The 15,630-nt window shown below is 43.8% G+C and carries 14 protein-coding genes; all 14 read right to left on the bottom strand.

Annotated elements, in window-relative coordinates:
* Positions 1–61: 61 nt before the first annotated feature.
* The 14 genes from JXR81_01955 to JXR81_01890 all read right to left on the bottom strand — a co-directional run bounded on the left by JXR81_01955 (position 62) and on the right by JXR81_01890 (position 15,522).
* Positions 62–688, bottom strand: coding sequence for a hypothetical protein (locus tag JXR81_01955; protein ID MBN2753610.1), 627 nt, complete (start codon positions 686–688; stop codon positions 62–64).
* Entirely contained in the window at positions 685–837 is a 153-nt protein-coding gene (locus JXR81_01950; protein ID MBN2753609.1) for a hypothetical protein, read from the bottom strand. Before JXR81_01950 ends, JXR81_01955 begins: the two co-directional genes overlap by 4 nt.
* Complete coding sequence (locus JXR81_01945; protein MBN2753608.1) at positions 834–2,012, bottom strand: hypothetical protein; 1,179 nt, start codon at positions 2,010–2,012, stop codon at positions 834–836. The genes JXR81_01950 and JXR81_01945 overlap by 4 nt, the downstream gene beginning before the upstream one ends.
* Complete coding sequence (locus tag JXR81_01940) at positions 2,009–3,220, bottom strand: beta-propeller fold lactonase family protein (protein ID MBN2753607.1); 1,212 nt, start codon at positions 3,218–3,220, stop codon at positions 2,009–2,011. Before JXR81_01940 ends, JXR81_01945 begins: the two co-directional genes overlap by 4 nt.
* Entirely contained in the window at positions 3,220–3,624 is a 405-nt protein-coding gene (locus JXR81_01935; protein ID MBN2753606.1) for a hypothetical protein, read from the bottom strand. Before JXR81_01935 ends, JXR81_01940 begins: the two co-directional genes overlap by 1 nt.
* A 35-nt stretch (positions 3,625–3,659) precedes the next feature.
* Complete coding sequence (gene secF, locus JXR81_01930; protein ID MBN2753605.1) at positions 3,660–4,583, bottom strand: protein translocase subunit SecF; 924 nt, start codon at positions 4,581–4,583, stop codon at positions 3,660–3,662.
* Positions 4,584–4,596: 13 nt separating this feature from the next.
* Positions 4,597–5,934: a protein translocase subunit SecD gene (gene secD, locus JXR81_01925; GenBank protein MBN2753604.1), complete on the bottom strand. Its 1,338-nt coding sequence runs from the start codon at positions 5,932–5,934 to the stop codon at positions 4,597–4,599.
* Between the two features lie 31 nt (positions 5,935–5,965).
* A complete protein-coding gene (locus JXR81_01920) occupies positions 5,966–6,886 on the bottom strand; it encodes a transketolase family protein (GenBank protein MBN2753603.1) in 921 nt (306 codons plus the stop codon).
* Positions 6,887–6,903: 17 nt separating this feature from the next.
* The gene (locus tag JXR81_01915; protein MBN2753602.1) at positions 6,904–8,691 is read right to left on the bottom strand and encodes a bifunctional hydroxymethylpyrimidine kinase/phosphomethylpyrimidine kinase; all 1,788 of its coding nucleotides are present in this window, start codon (positions 8,689–8,691) and stop codon (positions 6,904–6,906) included.
* A gap of 187 nt (positions 8,692–8,878) precedes the next feature.
* A complete protein-coding gene (locus JXR81_01910) occupies positions 8,879–11,383 on the bottom strand; it encodes an NTP transferase domain-containing protein (protein ID MBN2753601.1) in 2,505 nt (834 codons plus the stop codon).
* Positions 11,384–11,618: 235 nt separating this feature from the next.
* Positions 11,619–12,074 (bottom strand): PilZ domain-containing protein, encoded by a 456-nt coding sequence (locus JXR81_01905; GenBank protein ID MBN2753600.1) that lies wholly within the window; start codon positions 12,072–12,074, stop codon positions 11,619–11,621.
* On the bottom strand, positions 12,071–12,541 hold the full coding sequence (locus tag JXR81_01900; GenBank protein ID MBN2753599.1) for a PilZ domain-containing protein: 471 nt from the start codon (positions 12,539–12,541) through the stop codon (positions 12,071–12,073). The genes JXR81_01905 and JXR81_01900 overlap by 4 nt, the downstream gene beginning before the upstream one ends.
* 425 nt (positions 12,542–12,966) lie before the next feature.
* Positions 12,967–13,245 carry a pyrimidine/purine nucleoside phosphorylase gene (locus JXR81_01895; protein ID MBN2753598.1) on the bottom strand — a complete coding sequence of 93 codons (279 nt, stop codon included), beginning with the start codon at positions 13,243–13,245 and terminating at the stop codon, positions 12,967–12,969.
* 15 nt (positions 13,246–13,260) lie between these two features.
* Positions 13,261–15,522 (bottom strand): vitamin B12-dependent ribonucleotide reductase, encoded by a 2,262-nt coding sequence (locus JXR81_01890; GenBank protein ID MBN2753597.1) that lies wholly within the window; start codon positions 15,520–15,522, stop codon positions 13,261–13,263.
* Positions 15,523–15,630: the final 108 nt, after the last annotated feature.

The following is a 15,630-nucleotide window of genomic DNA, read 5'->3' as shown; positions in this document are numbered from 1 at the left end:
TTTATTATGAAACGTTCTATAGGCAGGCCATATTAACTCTATCTAATAAATTGAAGCCTATTTAAAAATTAGCAACGCCTTTCAAAACCATTATCAGCAACGCCTGAAGCGAAAAAATGAAGAATAATATAGCACCAATACGCTGCGAATAACCTGATTTCAGTTTTATATAATGGAAAAGTACAAAATAAAAAACCGCTGATATTACAACAGTTAAAACTGCCTCCCCTGCCGCGGGTATTGAAACAGAAAACACAGGCCACAGATACATCAATATTTTAGTTATTTCACTGTTTAAATTCTTATCCGCGTTTTGTGCCAGCAAAGCAAAACAGACAGTGGATATTATACCGGCAGGCAGAATTATAAACGCTGCCATAACCCCCGCGCCTCCATAATATGCCGCACCGGCCTGAGCGCTTACCGCCAATAAAGCGATAAAAACATTTGATTCATTTTCACCATTTTTACCGGCAATAAATATAACGCCCGCGCAGAAAATGAAAGAATATACAGCAGCCGCATAAGCGCTTTGCCCGGTAAAATATAGCGCAAAAATTCCGGCGGTAATTACCGTCAGCACATAATCATTTATTAAAAAACGCTTCTTAAACCCCGTCCCAAGCTGCCTTATGCAAAACAGAATTATCAACAGTATAAATACCGAAAAGAAATATAACAAGTTCATTTGTCATCACCTTCAAAAAACACAAATACCAGCCCGCATATAACAGCGGCTGACGCGGCAAAAAACACCGCAGGCACGGCGCCCGCCGCGCCCGCTATTGCAAAAACCGCGCCCGCAGAGGCGAATATCAGCATTCCCGACATGTTCACAACACCCCTCCGCGGTATAAAATAAAGATAAACGAAACAGAAACAAACAAAAATTTAAAGGTATCCGCCGAAATAAAAATATTTTTTATAAAACCGGGGTTAAGTTTAGAAATTACCCCAAGTATTATTATAAGATTATTTACAGCGCTCACCAAAAATAAAGCCGCTCCAACATACCCCGCCATCTGAAGAAACTGATTCCGCGGAGGAAATAAAAAAATCACGCTTAAGGCAAAAATTTCCGCTGCCAGGGTTAAAAAAGAAATAATTACAGGAAGCGCCGGTTTAACAATTTCATCCGGCCTGAATTTCAGCTGTGTTACATTGCCCGAAGCATCTTTATGCCTGCTTAAAAGCGCAAAAGCGGCAAATATCAGAACATAATATACGCCGGCGCCTTTTAACATTAAACCCGCGCCTTTGGTAAAAAGTATTCCAAACATGAATAAAAACAGGATTGACACTGACCCCGCAAAGAAGAATTCACCGCGGTTTTCCTGCGTGATTGTATTGTAAACAGATACCGCCATAAAAAATATAAGCGCGCCGGCTATCGCATAAGGGTTAAGCAGGCCCGCCAGCGCGGTTAAGGTTATCAGTTCAAAATAAATACCCATTAACATTTCGGGCTTTGCCCCTTTTTCCGTTAAACCGTTTTTATTGCTTAAAAGCGCGCTATTGGAAGAAGCAAGCGCGAAAAAGAAACCCATACTTTGAAAAAATACGGTATTACCCGCGCTTAAAAACAGCACGCAAGCGGCAGAATAAAAAGCTTTCTGCGCTGAAAGTTCCCTGTTAATTCCTGACGCGTATAAAAGCGCAAAACCCGCTCCGGCAAAAGCCGCAGCTTTTAAAGCAGGTGTCTGCGTATTTAACGATACCATAACGCAAAACATAAATAGAAACATGGCTTTTATATCTTTACTTCCCGACAGAACCGCCATTATTAAAAGCACACACGCGGCAGACGCGGACATGGACGAAAGTGAAAAACGCGCGAAAACAGCGTCCGCACCCGCGGTATACAGCACCGCATAAGCGGCAATTATTCCCGCGGCCGCAAAAAAAGCGCTTTGCGCTTTTTGCATGATTTTAGCGTTCATTACGCTTATTAAAAAACCGGAAAACATAATAATAAGCGGCAGAAAAATAAGATACCGTTCTATAAACGTCATATCAGCCCGTTGACCTGTATTATCACAATTTTATTATCTTTTCTTGACGCCACAAAAAGTTTTCTTCCGTCTTTTGAAAATGCCATATTGCCGGGAAGGGTTCCTGCGTCAAATTTCATTGTATGCTCTGCCTGTCCCGTTTTAACATTCACCGATACCACTTCATCTTTTAAAGGTACACTTAAAAAGATGTGCCTTCTGCTTCTGGAAACCGCCCCTGCCGAAGGGCCGCCCGGAACAATAATGCTTTCCGTAATCCTGTATCGCGCCATATCAAATACAGTAACGCTGCCTTTTCCGTTATATGAATATTCCCATTCATTTACAACAGCAAGCTCTTTTTTATTCAGCTGCAGCAGCGCCACAGGCGACGTACCCGTCTGCGCCCTTGTAAAAACAATCTGCCTTTTCTCCGTTTCCGCCACTTCTATTGTATTTGTGTATTTGCAGGTAATGTACAGATACTTACCGTCAGGCGATAAAAACAGAGCCGAAGGCCATCTGCCCGATTCTATTTTGCCCGTCACTTTTTTCTGCGCGATATCTATCACGGATATCCTGGAAGAACCCATGTTGGCGGCATAAATAAGCCCTTTTTTAGCGTCATATACAACCGCGGCAGGAAACTGCCCTTCGGTGGATATACTGTATGTTTCTTTTGTTACGGTATCATAAACCGTTACCGTTCCGGACAGCCTGTCAGCGGATATTATTTTTTTATCCTGTTTTATTATATCGCAGGGATACCCTCCCGCCTGAAACTTATATTTTTCCTTCAAATCTCCGCCAAAAACCTTAACAGTATTTCCGGTCAGGCTGCCCACAATAAGTTCATCATCCTGCGACACGTAAACTTCACCCGGGGTAAATTCAAGTTTAATTTCACCCGTGACCGCCGGCATTTCCGGCTTGCCCGCGCATCCGTTAAAAAAAATAAGCGACACAAGCAGGACGCCCGCAGCCAGATAATACTCTTTTTTTATTTTCACAACGCCGCCCGCTGATGCCATAAAATAAAAACAGAATAAAACCCCCGCCAGAAATACTGTATACTGCACAGCCATACCGCCGCCCAGTATAAGATAAATAATCCCCGCTTTAAGCATAAGCGCGGACATAATAAGAAAACCTTTTTTATCGCCTTTATAAAAAAGAAAATATACGCTTATCACGGCTGCAGCCGTCAAAATAACAATAAAAACAGCCATTATTCTTTACTCCTTAAAGTATTAATCAGCATTCCGGCTGAATACAGGCATAAAAACACCAGCGATGATGAAAGAATATTACCGCTTAATGTGACATAACCGGCAAAAAAACCGGCAGCACCCCTGTAAATCGCAAATACAATGACAGCGGCTGACAGCAGAAACGGCAGAATATCCCGGAAACTCCAGGGTGATTTTTCGTCGCACCGAAAAATTAAAAGATCAGCGGCAAAAGAAAAGAAAGCAAATATCATGGAAGCCCCCGCGTCAATTCCCATTGACCGCATGCACGCGAAAATTCCGGCGCTGCATGCCGCCAGAAAAAGAAAAGCAGCGCGGCTGTTATTTATAAAATAAACAGCCGGCTGCATTATAAGCAAAATAGCTATAATAAATATCTGCACGGTCAAAGCCCTTTAAGCGGCAAAGCAAGCCGCTTTTATTTTACCGTCCTGTGTTTTTTCTCAAACATTTCCCAGTCATATACCATGGGGCTTGCCACAAATACCGAAGAATAAACACCAAGCACTATTCCGATTACAAACGAAAAAGAAAAGTTAAAGAGCACGCTGCCGCCATAAAATAAAAGCGCTGCCGCCACAAACATGGTTGTTAAAGCGGTTATTACGCTTCTGCTTAGAACCTGGTTTATGCTGGAATTCATTATTTCATTTAAAGGCTGTTTAAGGATGTTTTTCATGTTTTCCCTTATTCTGTCAAATACAACAACCGTATCTGTCAGCGAATAACCCGCAAGGGTTAAAAGCGCTGTTACAACCAGAAGGTCAATTTCTTTATTAAACAGGACAAGTATACCTATAACAACAATAACATCATGGAAAGTTGCAAGTGTGGCCGCTACCGCGAATTTAAACTTGAACCTTATCCATATATATATAAGTATACCCACAAGCGCCCAGAATACAGCAAGAAAAGCTTTCTCTTTAAGCTGTGAAGATACTACAGGCCCCACTTCACTTGTACCGGATACGGTAATTGCCTTGTCGCCTGTCCCTGCGGCAAGCGCGGACACAATTTTCTGTTCCGCCTGTCCTGCTTCCGCGTCTTTTACCCCTATCCTTATCATAAACTCATTACTGTCAGCGCCGCCCACCTGCTGAATAACCGCTTTACTGAAATCATTTTTAGTCATTACATCCCTTATCGTGCCCACCGTCATCGGCGCGCTGAACTTAACCTGCACAGTGGAACCGCCGGTAAAATCAAGCCCCATATTCGCGGTACCGGTAATAACCTTAAAAATACCAAACAGGCCGTTAAGCAGAAGTATCGCGGAGATTACATACGCGATCTTTCTTTTTCCGATAAAATCAAACTTTGTGTTTTTTATCAATTCAATCATTTTTCATACTCCTTTATATACTTAAGGTTTTATAATTTTTTCTTAAATCAAAAACAGACTTTGTAACAAAGAATGCCGTGAAGAGGCTTATGGTAATACCCCAGAACATGGTAACCGCAAATCCCCTGATAGGGCCGGTGCCAAACTGGAACAATATCGCCGCAGTGATAAGCGAAGTCACGTGAGAGTCAATGATAGTCCAAAGCGCCCTATTGTAACCCGCGTCAATGGCCGCCCTGATTGTCTTTCCTGTTCTTAGTTCTTCCCTGATTCTTTCAAGTATTAAAATATTAGAGTCAACCGCCATACCCAAAGTAAGCGTAATACCCGCGATACCCGGAAGCGTAAGCGTGGCGTCAAGCGCGGCAAGCACGCCAAAAATGAAAATAACATTAAGGGCAAGCGCGAAATCAGCTATGATACCCGACATTCCATAATAAATTGCCATGAAAACTAAAACCAATATCGCGCCGATAAACATGGACATCATACCTTTTTTAACAGCGTCGGCTCCCATTGAAGGCCCTATTATCTGCTTGTTGACAATCTTGACAGGGGCAGGCAGGGCGCCGGCCCTTAATATAAGCGCAAGGTCCCTTGAAGTATCAATTGTAAAGTTGCCTTCTATAACGCCTTCGCCGCCGCTTATCCTGCTTTTGATAACAGGCGCGGAATATACTTTATCATCCAGTACAATTGCCAGGTTTCGGTTTACATTGTCGCCCGTGATTTCGGCAAACTTTCTGCCGCCCGCGGGTGATAATTTAAATCCTACAACAGGCTCTCCGTACTGTCCCATCTGCACTTTCGCGTCAACAAGGTCAGCACCGGTAATTAAATCTTTTTTTTCTATAACATAGCGTTCGCCTTCCTTGCCTTCCAGCACCATTACTTCTGCCGGTACTTTTGCAGGGTCAATATTTCCGTCAACATCCGTCATTTCCGTTACTTTATACCTTTCACTTACAAGCTTGAATTCAAGAAGCGCGGTCTTGCCTATGATATCAAGCGCGCGGTTTGTATCTTTAATACCCGGAAGCTGGATAACAATATACTTATCGCCTTCCCTTTGAATTAAAGGTTCTGCCACTCCAAGCGCGTCAATCCTGTTCCTTAAAATTTCAAGGGCACGCGACACGGCTTCTTCAAGTTTTATGTTTTCCGGCAGCTTGGTTTCATCCACGGCAAGCTTTAAAAGCATGCCGCCCTGAAGGTCAAGCCCAAGTTTTATACTTCCTTTTTTAGTGACATTTCCTTCCGCGTCCTTTACGTCCAGCGGCGGCCATATCTGCCATACCGCAAGGATTAATAACGCGAATGTTAAAGCAGCAACAAACTGAATCTTTCTCATCAAATTTCCTCCTTATATAATTATTTCTATTTTATCTGTTAAGCAGTTTTTTTGCTTCTGCAGCTATATTATTGCCTGATAAACCGTATTTATTAAATAATGCTTCCGGTTCGCCGGATTCCGCGAACATGTCCATCATACCTATTCTTTTTACCCTTACAGGCAGATTTTCCGAAAGCACTTCACACACGGCGGAACCAAGCCCGCCTATTATGCTGTGTTCTTCTATTGTTATCACATTGCGCGTCTTTCCCGCGGACTGAATAATCATCTTCGCGTCTATGGGTTTAATTGACGGCATGTGTATTATCTCCGCGGATATACCTTCTGACGCAAGCAGCTTATTCGCTTCAAGCGCTTTGAACAACATAACACCGGTGCTGATAACGGTTATATCTTTGCCTTCTTCCGCGATTATTCCTTTTCCAAATTCAAACTTATAATTTGAATCAAATACCACCGGCGTGTTCATCCTTGCCAGCCTTAAATACACCGGCGAATCGTAATAATCCGCAAGGTATTCAACTATTTTTTCCGCTTCAACAGAGTCGGCCGGCGCAATTACTTTCATATTAGGTATTGCCCTCATTATGGCAATGTCCTCGCACGCCTGGTGCGTGGGGCCGTCTTCGCCCACGGATATTCCCGCGTGCGTCACAGCTATTTTTACAGGTAAGTTCGGATAGCAGATGGAATTTCTTATCTGTTCCCATGGCCTTCCGGAACCGAACATGGCAAAGGTGGAAGCAAAAACGGACATTCCGGATGCCGCAAGGCCCGCGGCTGTTCCCATTAAATCCTGTTCCGCGATTCCCATATCAAAAAATCTTTCAGGATAAACTTTTCCAAAACGCGCGGTCTGCGTGGACTTTGCAAGGTCCGCGTCCAATACAACCAGATTCTTATGCGTCGCGCCAAGCTTTGCCAGCGTGTCGCCGTATGTATTTCTCATTGATGTGGGTTTTGCGCTCATTTGCATTTGCACCCTCCAAGTTCATTAAGGGCTTTTTCTGTCTCTGCCTCGTTGGGCGCGGCTCCGTGATATTCAACTTTTCTTTCCATAAACGACACGCCTTTGCCTTTAATTGTCCTTGCTATTATTATGGTCGGGATTCCCTTGACCTTTTTTGCCTCTTCAAAAGCTTCCATTATTGCTTCAATGTTATGACCGTCAATTTCTATTACGTTCCAGTTAAACGCCTTCCATTTTTCCACCACAGGTTCAAGCCCGCATTTTACCTGTCCTATGCTGCCGTCTATCTGAAGCCCGTTGTAATCAAGAATCGCGCATACATTGTCAAGCCTTCGGGTATACGCGGACATGGCCGCTTCCCATATCTGGCCTTCCTGTATTTCGCCGTCGCCAAGCATTACATATACCCTGCTGTCTTTTTTCTGCAGTTTAGCGGCAAGCGCCATTCCGTTTGCTATTGATAATCCCTGTCCAAGCGAACCGGTTGTCATGTCAACGCCCGGAGTTTTTTTCATGTCAGGATGTCCGGACAGGTCCCCGTCAATTTTCCTTAACTGCCATAGTTCTTCTTCTTTTATAAATCCCGCTTCGGCAAGCGCCGTATAAAGCGCGGGAGCAGCATGGCCTTTTGAAAGGACAAAACGGTCGCGTTCTTCCCATTTTGGATTTTTGGGGTCAATCTTCATAACGTGTTTATAAAGCACGGCAATAATATCAGCCGCGGACAGCGACCCTCCCGGATGGCCCGAACACGCGTATCCAAGCATTTTGATTATATTGACTCTCATTTTCAGCGCTGTCTGTTCCAGCATTTTTATGGTGTCTGTGTATTTCTTATAGCTTCCGCCCGCCTTGTGATGTTCCGCCAGAAATGAATCCAGCTGCGCTTTGTCCGGAAGCCCTTCCTGCGCGCCTATTGTCTGCGTCACTATAGCGCCTGCCGCGTTGCCGCAGTCAATGGCGTCAATTACAAATTTACCGTCAGCAATGGCGCACGCAACCGCCCCAACAAAAGCATCCCCGCCGCCCACGGTGTCTTTTACATCCATACCATAACCGTGAAATACGGTGGAGCCGTGTTCATTTACAAGAAGCGTGCCTTCTTTTCCCATTGTTATAATTACGTGATTAACGCCAAGCTTGCGCAGTTCATTGCCCGCAAGCGAGCCGGTTTCCATGTGTGATATAAGCCTGTTTGTAAGGTAGCCGCCCTCGCGTTCGTTCATTATTACTATATCAAGGCCGCGCAGGACTTCTTTTATTTCATCGCGTTGTTTGGTGCCGGCGTTGCCTACGTTCATCACTGTCTTGACTTTATACTTCTGCGCCAGTTCCAGCGCGCGTTTGATTGCGGGTATCGGTATTTCCGTGCAGACCACCACCACTTTGCTGCGCTTAATTGCCTCTTCGGCTTTATCAATGTCAGACGGCATAAGCGTATCGTTAGACCCGGTGAACCAGGTGACCTTATTACCTTTCTGCCCTGTGGTGTTTACAAGCGCTACGCCTGTTGAAACAGATTCATCTGTTATAAAATATTCAAGATTTATATTGGGGTGTTTTAAATTTTTCATGGCAATGTCAGGAACCTGATCGTTGCCTTTTTTTGCTATAAAATTAACTTTTTTTCCAAGCCTGGCAATTGCCACCGCCTGATTAGCACCTTTTCCGCCCGGTAACACATAAAAATTATCCCCGGCAACCGTCTCGCCGCGTTCAGGCATGCGTTCTGTTTTTACCATAAAATCTATGTTAATGCTGCCTATAACCGTAATTTCATCCACTAAAAAAGTCCTCCGCTATTCTTATTATATAATGCAGTAATACGCACAAAACACAATAAAGGCAATTTTAGCCCTATATCCTGATTTTTTACCCGAAAATGTATTAAACTTACAGGTTAAAAAATGGTTTTTATATTATACACATTTTTTGGCTATTTTCTATACTTTTTTGTATAACGGCAGTTTCTTACTTTTTTATAATCTTTACCAGCATATCTTTCTGTTTCTGCATATATTTTGCCGCAGCCGCCTTTGTGGCGCCTTCCACGTAAATATGAAAATACGGCCTGTCATTATCCGGAATTATAAGCGCGTTGGACGTGGTTTCAGTGAACCTTATGCCTTCAACTTCATTAACGTCGTTCTTTTTCTTCATCTCGCCAAGCGCCATCATAACCGCGCCCCTTTTATCCCAGGGTACAGGCACTGTATCCGTAAGTTTTATGTACTTTGGAAGCGACGCCACCAGAGTGGAAAGCGGTTTGCCGTATTTTGCAAGGTATTCAAGAAATTTTACCGTGGATATCATGGCGTCAAAAGCAGGCTGAAATTCCGAAAAAATATACCCGCCTTTTTCTTCCGCCACAAACTTTGCCTTGCCTGTATTTGCGGCTGTCATCATGGCGCGGTAGCTGGTCCCCACGCGCAATGCTTTGCCGCCGTCTGCCTGCACCATTTTTTCAAAAACACCCGGCACATTTACCGGCACCGCCACAGTGGCGCCTTTATTTGAACCAAGGAAAAGTTTTACCATTATCATAAGGCCGTCATCTTCAATAAGCAGCTGGCCTTTATCATCCACAATAAATATTTTCTGCGCGCCCGCGTCTATCATTATGCCGGCGTCCGCTTTTAAGGTCTTTACCATTCCTGCAAGGCTGTCTAAGTCTGTCTGAAATTTTTCCGCGGAACGGGTCAGCTTTTTCTCGTTATTATGGGCGTTTAACGCTATTACTTCGCAGTTAAGCCCTCCCAAAATAGACGGGAAAATATTTAAAGCATTACTGTATGAATAATCTATGATTATTTTAAACCTTCTGGCTTTTATCTTTTCCACGTCCACAAATTTTATGAAACCTTCCTGATAATATTCCAGCGCCCTTGGCGGGTATGAAATTATCCCCACATCATCGCTTTCTGCCCTTCTGTATTCTTCGCGGAAGAAGGAATTTTCTATTGATTTTTCCTGCGCCAGCGATATGTCCATGCCGTCACTGTCAAAGAATTTAATATCAAGCATTTTTGAATCATACGGCGACTTTCTTATATGAAGCCCTCCCGCCACTTTTAATGACTTGGCGACGTATTTTGTGACAGGAAGCGGCATTATGCGAAAGTCGAAAATGTTGACTCCCGTTGACAGTATGCCTGCCATTATGCTGCGCTCTATCATAAATGAAGCCCTGTGATAATCGCGCGATACCAGCACATGCCCGCCCTTTTTAAGAGTGGAACCAAATGCGCCGCCTATCCTTGCGCCTATTTCCGGGGTAATTTCGGTGTTTGCCATGGCGGTTATGCCGTAAATATCAAACAGCCTGTTGCTCCACCGTTCGCCGTAAATAAGCGACCCGGAGATGACCGAAAAATCATCTACTGTCTTTTTTGGCCACAGTTTAACTTCCGGCTTAATTATAGTCTCTTTTCCTATATAACAGTCGTCAGAAATAACCGCGCCCACTCCCACATACGCTTTATAGCGTATCATGTTGTTGCGCCCAATTACGGCTTCTTTAATGTCAGCTTCTTTTTCTATTTTGTTGTTGTCCCAGATAATAGAACGCACAATTTTTGCGCCGCTGTCAATGTAACAGTTATCGCCGATTACAGAACTTGCTATTTCCGCGCCCTCTTCAATAGTGACATTATTTCCAATAACCACGGCATCCCTGAATTTTACGCCGGCTGCTATCTTTACGTCTTTTCCTACCCATACGTCGCGTCCTATCTTGCCTTTTCTTTCCCCTTTAATGTCGCATTCTATTTCGCCTTTTAATATATCCTCATGCACCTGCCTGTATTCCGCAAGCGTACCGATGTCTTTCCAGTAACCGTCCCCGGTAAAACCATACAGGGCTTTTTTCTTTGCAAGCAAATCCGGAAAAAGCTGTTTGGCAAAATCATAGTCCACATTCTCGGGAATATGTTTAAAAATTTCCGGTTCAAATATGTAGATGCCGGTATTAATAGTGTCAGAGAACACTTCACCCCAGGATGGTTTTTCAAGAAGTTTTGATACCTTCCCATCCTTTTCTGTAACCACAATGCCGTATCTTAAAGGGTCTGTGGACTTTGTAAGCACTATGGTGGCAAGCGCTTTATTTTTTTTGTGGCTTGCAATGGCATCGCCAAGATTAAAGCCGGTAAAAACATCGCCGCTTATTATCAGAAAACTGTCATCTTTCAGTTTTTCTTTTGCAAGCGTTATGCAGCCTGCGGTACCAAGGTCCTGTTCGGACGTGACGTAATTAATTTTAACGCCAAAATCCGCGCCGTCCCTGAAATAACTTGTTATCACTTCCGGCTGAAAATACAGCATCATTGTGATGTCCGTCATGCCGTATTTTTTTAAGAGGTTTATTATGTGCTCCAGCATCGGCGTGTTCATTACCGGCGCCATGGGTTTGGGAATGTTTGTGGTAAGCGGCCTTAACCTTGTTCCAAATCCGCCTGCAAGAATAACTGCTTTCATTGAATACCTCCGGTAGAGTGGTATGAATTCATATTAATTATTATATTATACAATTAATGCGGATTCAATAGTGGTTTATTTAAAGACAGAGGGTTAGAGGCTTGGATGATTGGATGCTTGGAAACCTACGAACCGCCACCTATGCTTCCGCTTATAGATTCGTGCCGGATTGGATACTAACGCTCGCATATCCGCTTTTGCTAAGCATCCAAGCCTCTAAGCATCCACGCGTCTATCAATCCAGCTTTATCTCCGCCCCTTTTATGGCAAGGATTTCTGTAAGGGTAAGGTATTTATATTTTGTCGTGTCATGGTGGATTATTTTCAAAAACTTCAGCGCTACAAGGTACCTGCCGCTTACTGTCTTTATACACCTTATGGTTTCCGCAAGCGCCGCGCATGTGCACGACAGCCCGGGCAGCGGCATATAAAAATTTACAGCCGCTATGGCTTTTTCGGGGATACTTTCGTCTGAATACATCAGAAGGCCTGATGTGGAAATATTTACCGTTTCATTTTCTTTAAAAACCCTGAAAATCTCTTCAGGGTCAAACTTTTTAACAAGTTCAGTATCTTCCTTGCTGTCGCCCAGCACCCTGTAACGCACCTTTACATTCAGCGCCACCCTGGGGTATTCGCGCCTTTCCTGCGGGAAAAGCAGGTCGCCTTCTTTCTCTTGCTTTTCGGTCATCTGCCTGCCTGCCCCTCGAAGCCCTGCTCTTTAATATTTAAAAGGTCATTTAAATTCAGATATGTATAATTTTTAAGGTTGTGGTGAATTATTTTTACAAACCGCAGCCCCACTTTATAAGCGTAAAAACCGCCTTCGGTATTGGATTCCCTTCTTACCACTTCTGCCAGCGCCTTACAGTTGCACGATATTCCCGGCACAGACAGATACATGGTAACCGCCATCAGGCTCTTTAACCGTATTTCTTCATTCACATACATGGAAAGGCCGTTCTTGGAAACATCGGATGATTCACCCTGGCTGTAATCCTGCATCATTTTATCAGGGTCAAAATGGCGTGCCATTGCTTTTTCCGCCTCTTCAGGCGTTAAAAGTTTATATCTTACGGATACTGCCATAGACTGCCTTGGATATTCCCTTTTTTCATTTGCTTTCAAGTGAAGCTCCCCGTTTTTTGTATTTTCCACAACCCACCTCCCTGTATTTATCAACGATTATATCATAAAACATTCCCGGCTAAAATCATTCTTTTTGGAATTGTCATTTTTTTTGATACTCAAGAAAACTAAGCAATAAATCAGAATTATTAATTAAATCAAATATATCCGTGGTTTGGGTATGTTTTTTCAGAAGCGCCGCGCAAACCGGCTGCGTGTCCGGCAATCCGAATGTAATGCCGCGCCGGCAAACAAGTATATACCGCAGGCTCCCGGCTGCCAATGAATTAACATACCTGTTGATTTCAAGTTTGTTTGGATACAAGAATACCAATTTGCGGCGCGCACTGAAAAAATATGCCCAAACCCCGGAAAATTACAATTATCATATATAAATACATTACGCGTACAGATAAGATTTTACATCAAAATATTTATTCAGAACAAGTCTGTAATTATTTATAATAACAGATATACGCCGCGGGCTCTTCACATTTGCAGTCAAAAGACACTTTTGGCTCCACAATAAAACTTTCGCCTTTTTTATACACTTGCCATTCCTGCCCGGGAAGCCTGGCTGACAGCTGCCCTTCCACCACTGTCATTGTTTCCTGTGTGGCAGTTCCAAAAGTATACTGACCCGGCTCTATCACGCCGACTGTGGCATTGCCAAATTTTCCGTTTAAGCTTAAACTCTGAACTTTTCCTTCAAAATACTCTGAATGTTTCATAATCGCCTCCGTTTCTTATTAAAGGCACTTGGAATAGCCGCACACCCTGCACACGTTACAGCCGCCTTCATGTTCCATTGTAGTGCCGCATTCCGGGCAGGTCTCGCCCATTGTCTTTTCCATTGTATTTTTAAAAATAAATTTTTCTGTATTCTCGCTCTTTTCATGTATGTATTTTTCCATTGCTATTCCTATCGCGTCCGGACAGCTTAATACTATTCCGCCGTCCTGCCACGCGGGCGCCGGGCAGCGGGTGCCCCTTAAATGCTTGACTATTACATCCGGTTTTACGTGCGCCCTTAATGCCACTGACACAAGGCGTGATATTGCCTCTGCCTGCGCGCTGGCGCATCCGCCGGATTTTCCCATTGTGGTAAACAATTCGCAGATACCCTCTTCGTCCTCGTTAACAGTCACATAAAGGTTGCCGCACCCTGTCTTCATCTTGATAGTACGGCCAAAAGTAATATCCGGCCTTTTTCTTGGTTCTATATCCGCATGCTTTAAAATACTGTCCGGATCAACAGCTTTTATCTTCGACTTGGAAGAATCTTTTGTTGACACCGTTAATACCTGGACATCGCGTGAGCCGTCGCGGTAAATTGTAACGCCCTTGCAGTCCATTTCATATGCCAGCATATACACTTCACGCACATCTTCTTTTGTGGCGCTGTTTTTAAAATTAACCGTTTTTGACACCGCGTTATCTGTATATTTCTGAAATGCAGCCTGCATCTTTATATGCCATTCAGGGTCAATATCGTGCGCCGTTACAAAAGTTTTCTTAATATCTTCCGGTACTTCTTTCATGTCATCTGTAATGTGCCCGTGTTCACCTATCTTCATCATCAGATTATCACTGTAAAAACCGCGCTCGCGGGCGGCTTTTAAAAAACTTTCATTTATTTCCGGAAGCCTGTCGTTATCCATAACAGTTTTAATGTACGCCACCGCAAATAACGGTTCAACACCGGAACTGCAGGCGGCTATCATGCTTAAAGTACCCGTAGGCGCTATCGTTGTTAATGTGGCGTTTCTTAATTTTCTTCCTTTCGCTTCGATCGCAGAGCCTTTATAGTTCGGAAACAATCCGCGCTTTTTTCCAAGTTCCACGGATTCTTTTTCCGCCTCTTCATGTATGAACTTCATTACTTTTTCCGCAAGTTTTACCGCCGCTTCTGATTTATATGATATTCCCATTTCCAAAAGCATATCAGCCCAGCCCATAACCCCCAGCCCAATCTTGCGGTTGCCCCGTACCATCTTTTCAATTTCTTCAAGGGGGTACTTGCTCATGTCTATTACGTTATCAAGAAAGCGCACGGCAAGTTTTACGGTCTTTGCAAGTTTGGTGTAGTTTACTTTTTTATCATCAATCATATTTCCAAGATTGACAGAACCCAGGTTGCACGCTTCAAACGGCAGAAGAGGCTGTTCCCCGCACGGGTTAGTGGATTCCATTTCGCCCACGTTGGGCGTCGGGTTGTCCCTGTTAATCCTGTCAATGAATACAATACCCGGGTCGCCGTTCCTCCACGAATATTCCACTATCATGTCAAATATTTCACGCGCGTCTTCCTGCGCTATCACTTCGCCGTTGCGCGGATTTATCAGGTCATACTTTCTACCGTGTTTTACCGCTTCCATAAACTTTTCGGTGATTGCAACGGAAATATTAAAATTATTTATGTCTTTATCATCCGCTTTGCAGGTGATAAATTCGCGGACATCCGGATGGTCAACGCGCAGAATACCCATATTGGCGCCGCGGCGCGTTCCGCCCTGCTTTACCGCTTCTGTGGCGGCGTTAAACACTTTCATGAATGATACCGGGCCGGATGACACGCCATTGGTGGTTTTAACCTTGTCACGGTTTGGCCTTAAACGCGAAAAAGAAAAACCTGTTCCGCCGCCGCTTTTATGTATTATAGCAGCCGACTTAATCGCGTCAAAAATCCCGTCAATAGAGTCTTTTATGGGAAGTACAAAACACGCCGCAAGCTGCTGAAGGTCGCGCCCGGCGTTCATTAACGTGGGGGAGTTTGGCAAAAAATCAAGCGAGGTCATAAGATTATAAAAATCTTCCGCCATATTATCAACTTCAGCCTGGTTTGCCCCGTAATTTCTTTCTGCCTGGGCAATATTATTCGCCACCCTTGCAAAAAGCTCCTTAGTGCCTTCTATGGGATTACCCTTGTCATCTTTTACAAAGTACCTTTTTCTTAATACCGTAAGCGCGTTATCCGACAGTACCGGTTCGCGCAGTTTGTTTGCGTCCATATTATTCCTCCTGAATATACGTAATAAATGCGTATAAGTTTTTTTATGGGATTTCACCATTTTTATTTAAAACAGGAATGTGATTATACACCCCAACGGTGTGGTGTC

The sequence above is a fragment of the Candidatus Goldiibacteriota bacterium genome (assembly GCA_016937715.1).
GTDB lineage: Bacteria > Oederibacteriota > PGYV01 > PGYV01 > PGYV01 > PGYV01.
This window is presented reverse-complemented; position numbering and strand designations above follow the sequence as displayed.

Bases quoted from the DNA above. Each gene is read 5' to 3' on its own strand.
- JXR81_01955 (MBN2753610.1), bottom strand. From the start codon at position 688: ATGAACTTGTTATATTTCTTTTCGGTATTTATACTGTTGATAATTCTG.
- JXR81_01945 (MBN2753608.1), bottom strand. From the start codon at position 2,012: ATGACGTTTATAGAACGGTATCTTATTTTTCTGCCGCTTATTATTATG.
- JXR81_01940 (MBN2753607.1), bottom strand. From the start codon at position 3,220: ATGGCTGTTTTTATTGTTATTTTGACGGCTGCAGCCGTGATAAGCGTA.
- secF (MBN2753605.1), bottom strand. From the start codon at position 4,583: ATGATTGAATTGATAAAAAACACAAAGTTTGATTTTATCGGAAAAAGA.
- secD (MBN2753604.1), bottom strand. From the start codon at position 5,934: ATGAGAAAGATTCAGTTTGTTGCTGCTTTAACATTCGCGTTATTAATC.
- JXR81_01920 (MBN2753603.1), bottom strand. From the start codon at position 6,886: ATGAGAAATACATACGGCGACACGCTGGCAAAGCTTGGCGCGACGCAT.
- JXR81_01910 (MBN2753601.1), bottom strand. From the start codon at position 11,383: ATGAAAGCAGTTATTCTTGCAGGCGGATTTGGAACAAGGTTAAGGCCG.
- JXR81_01905 (MBN2753600.1), bottom strand. From the start codon at position 12,074: ATGACCGAAAAGCAAGAGAAAGAAGGCGACCTGCTTTTCCCGCAGGAA.
- JXR81_01890 (MBN2753597.1), bottom strand. From the start codon at position 15,522: ATGGACGCAAACAAACTGCGCGAACCGGTACTGTCGGATAACGCGCTT.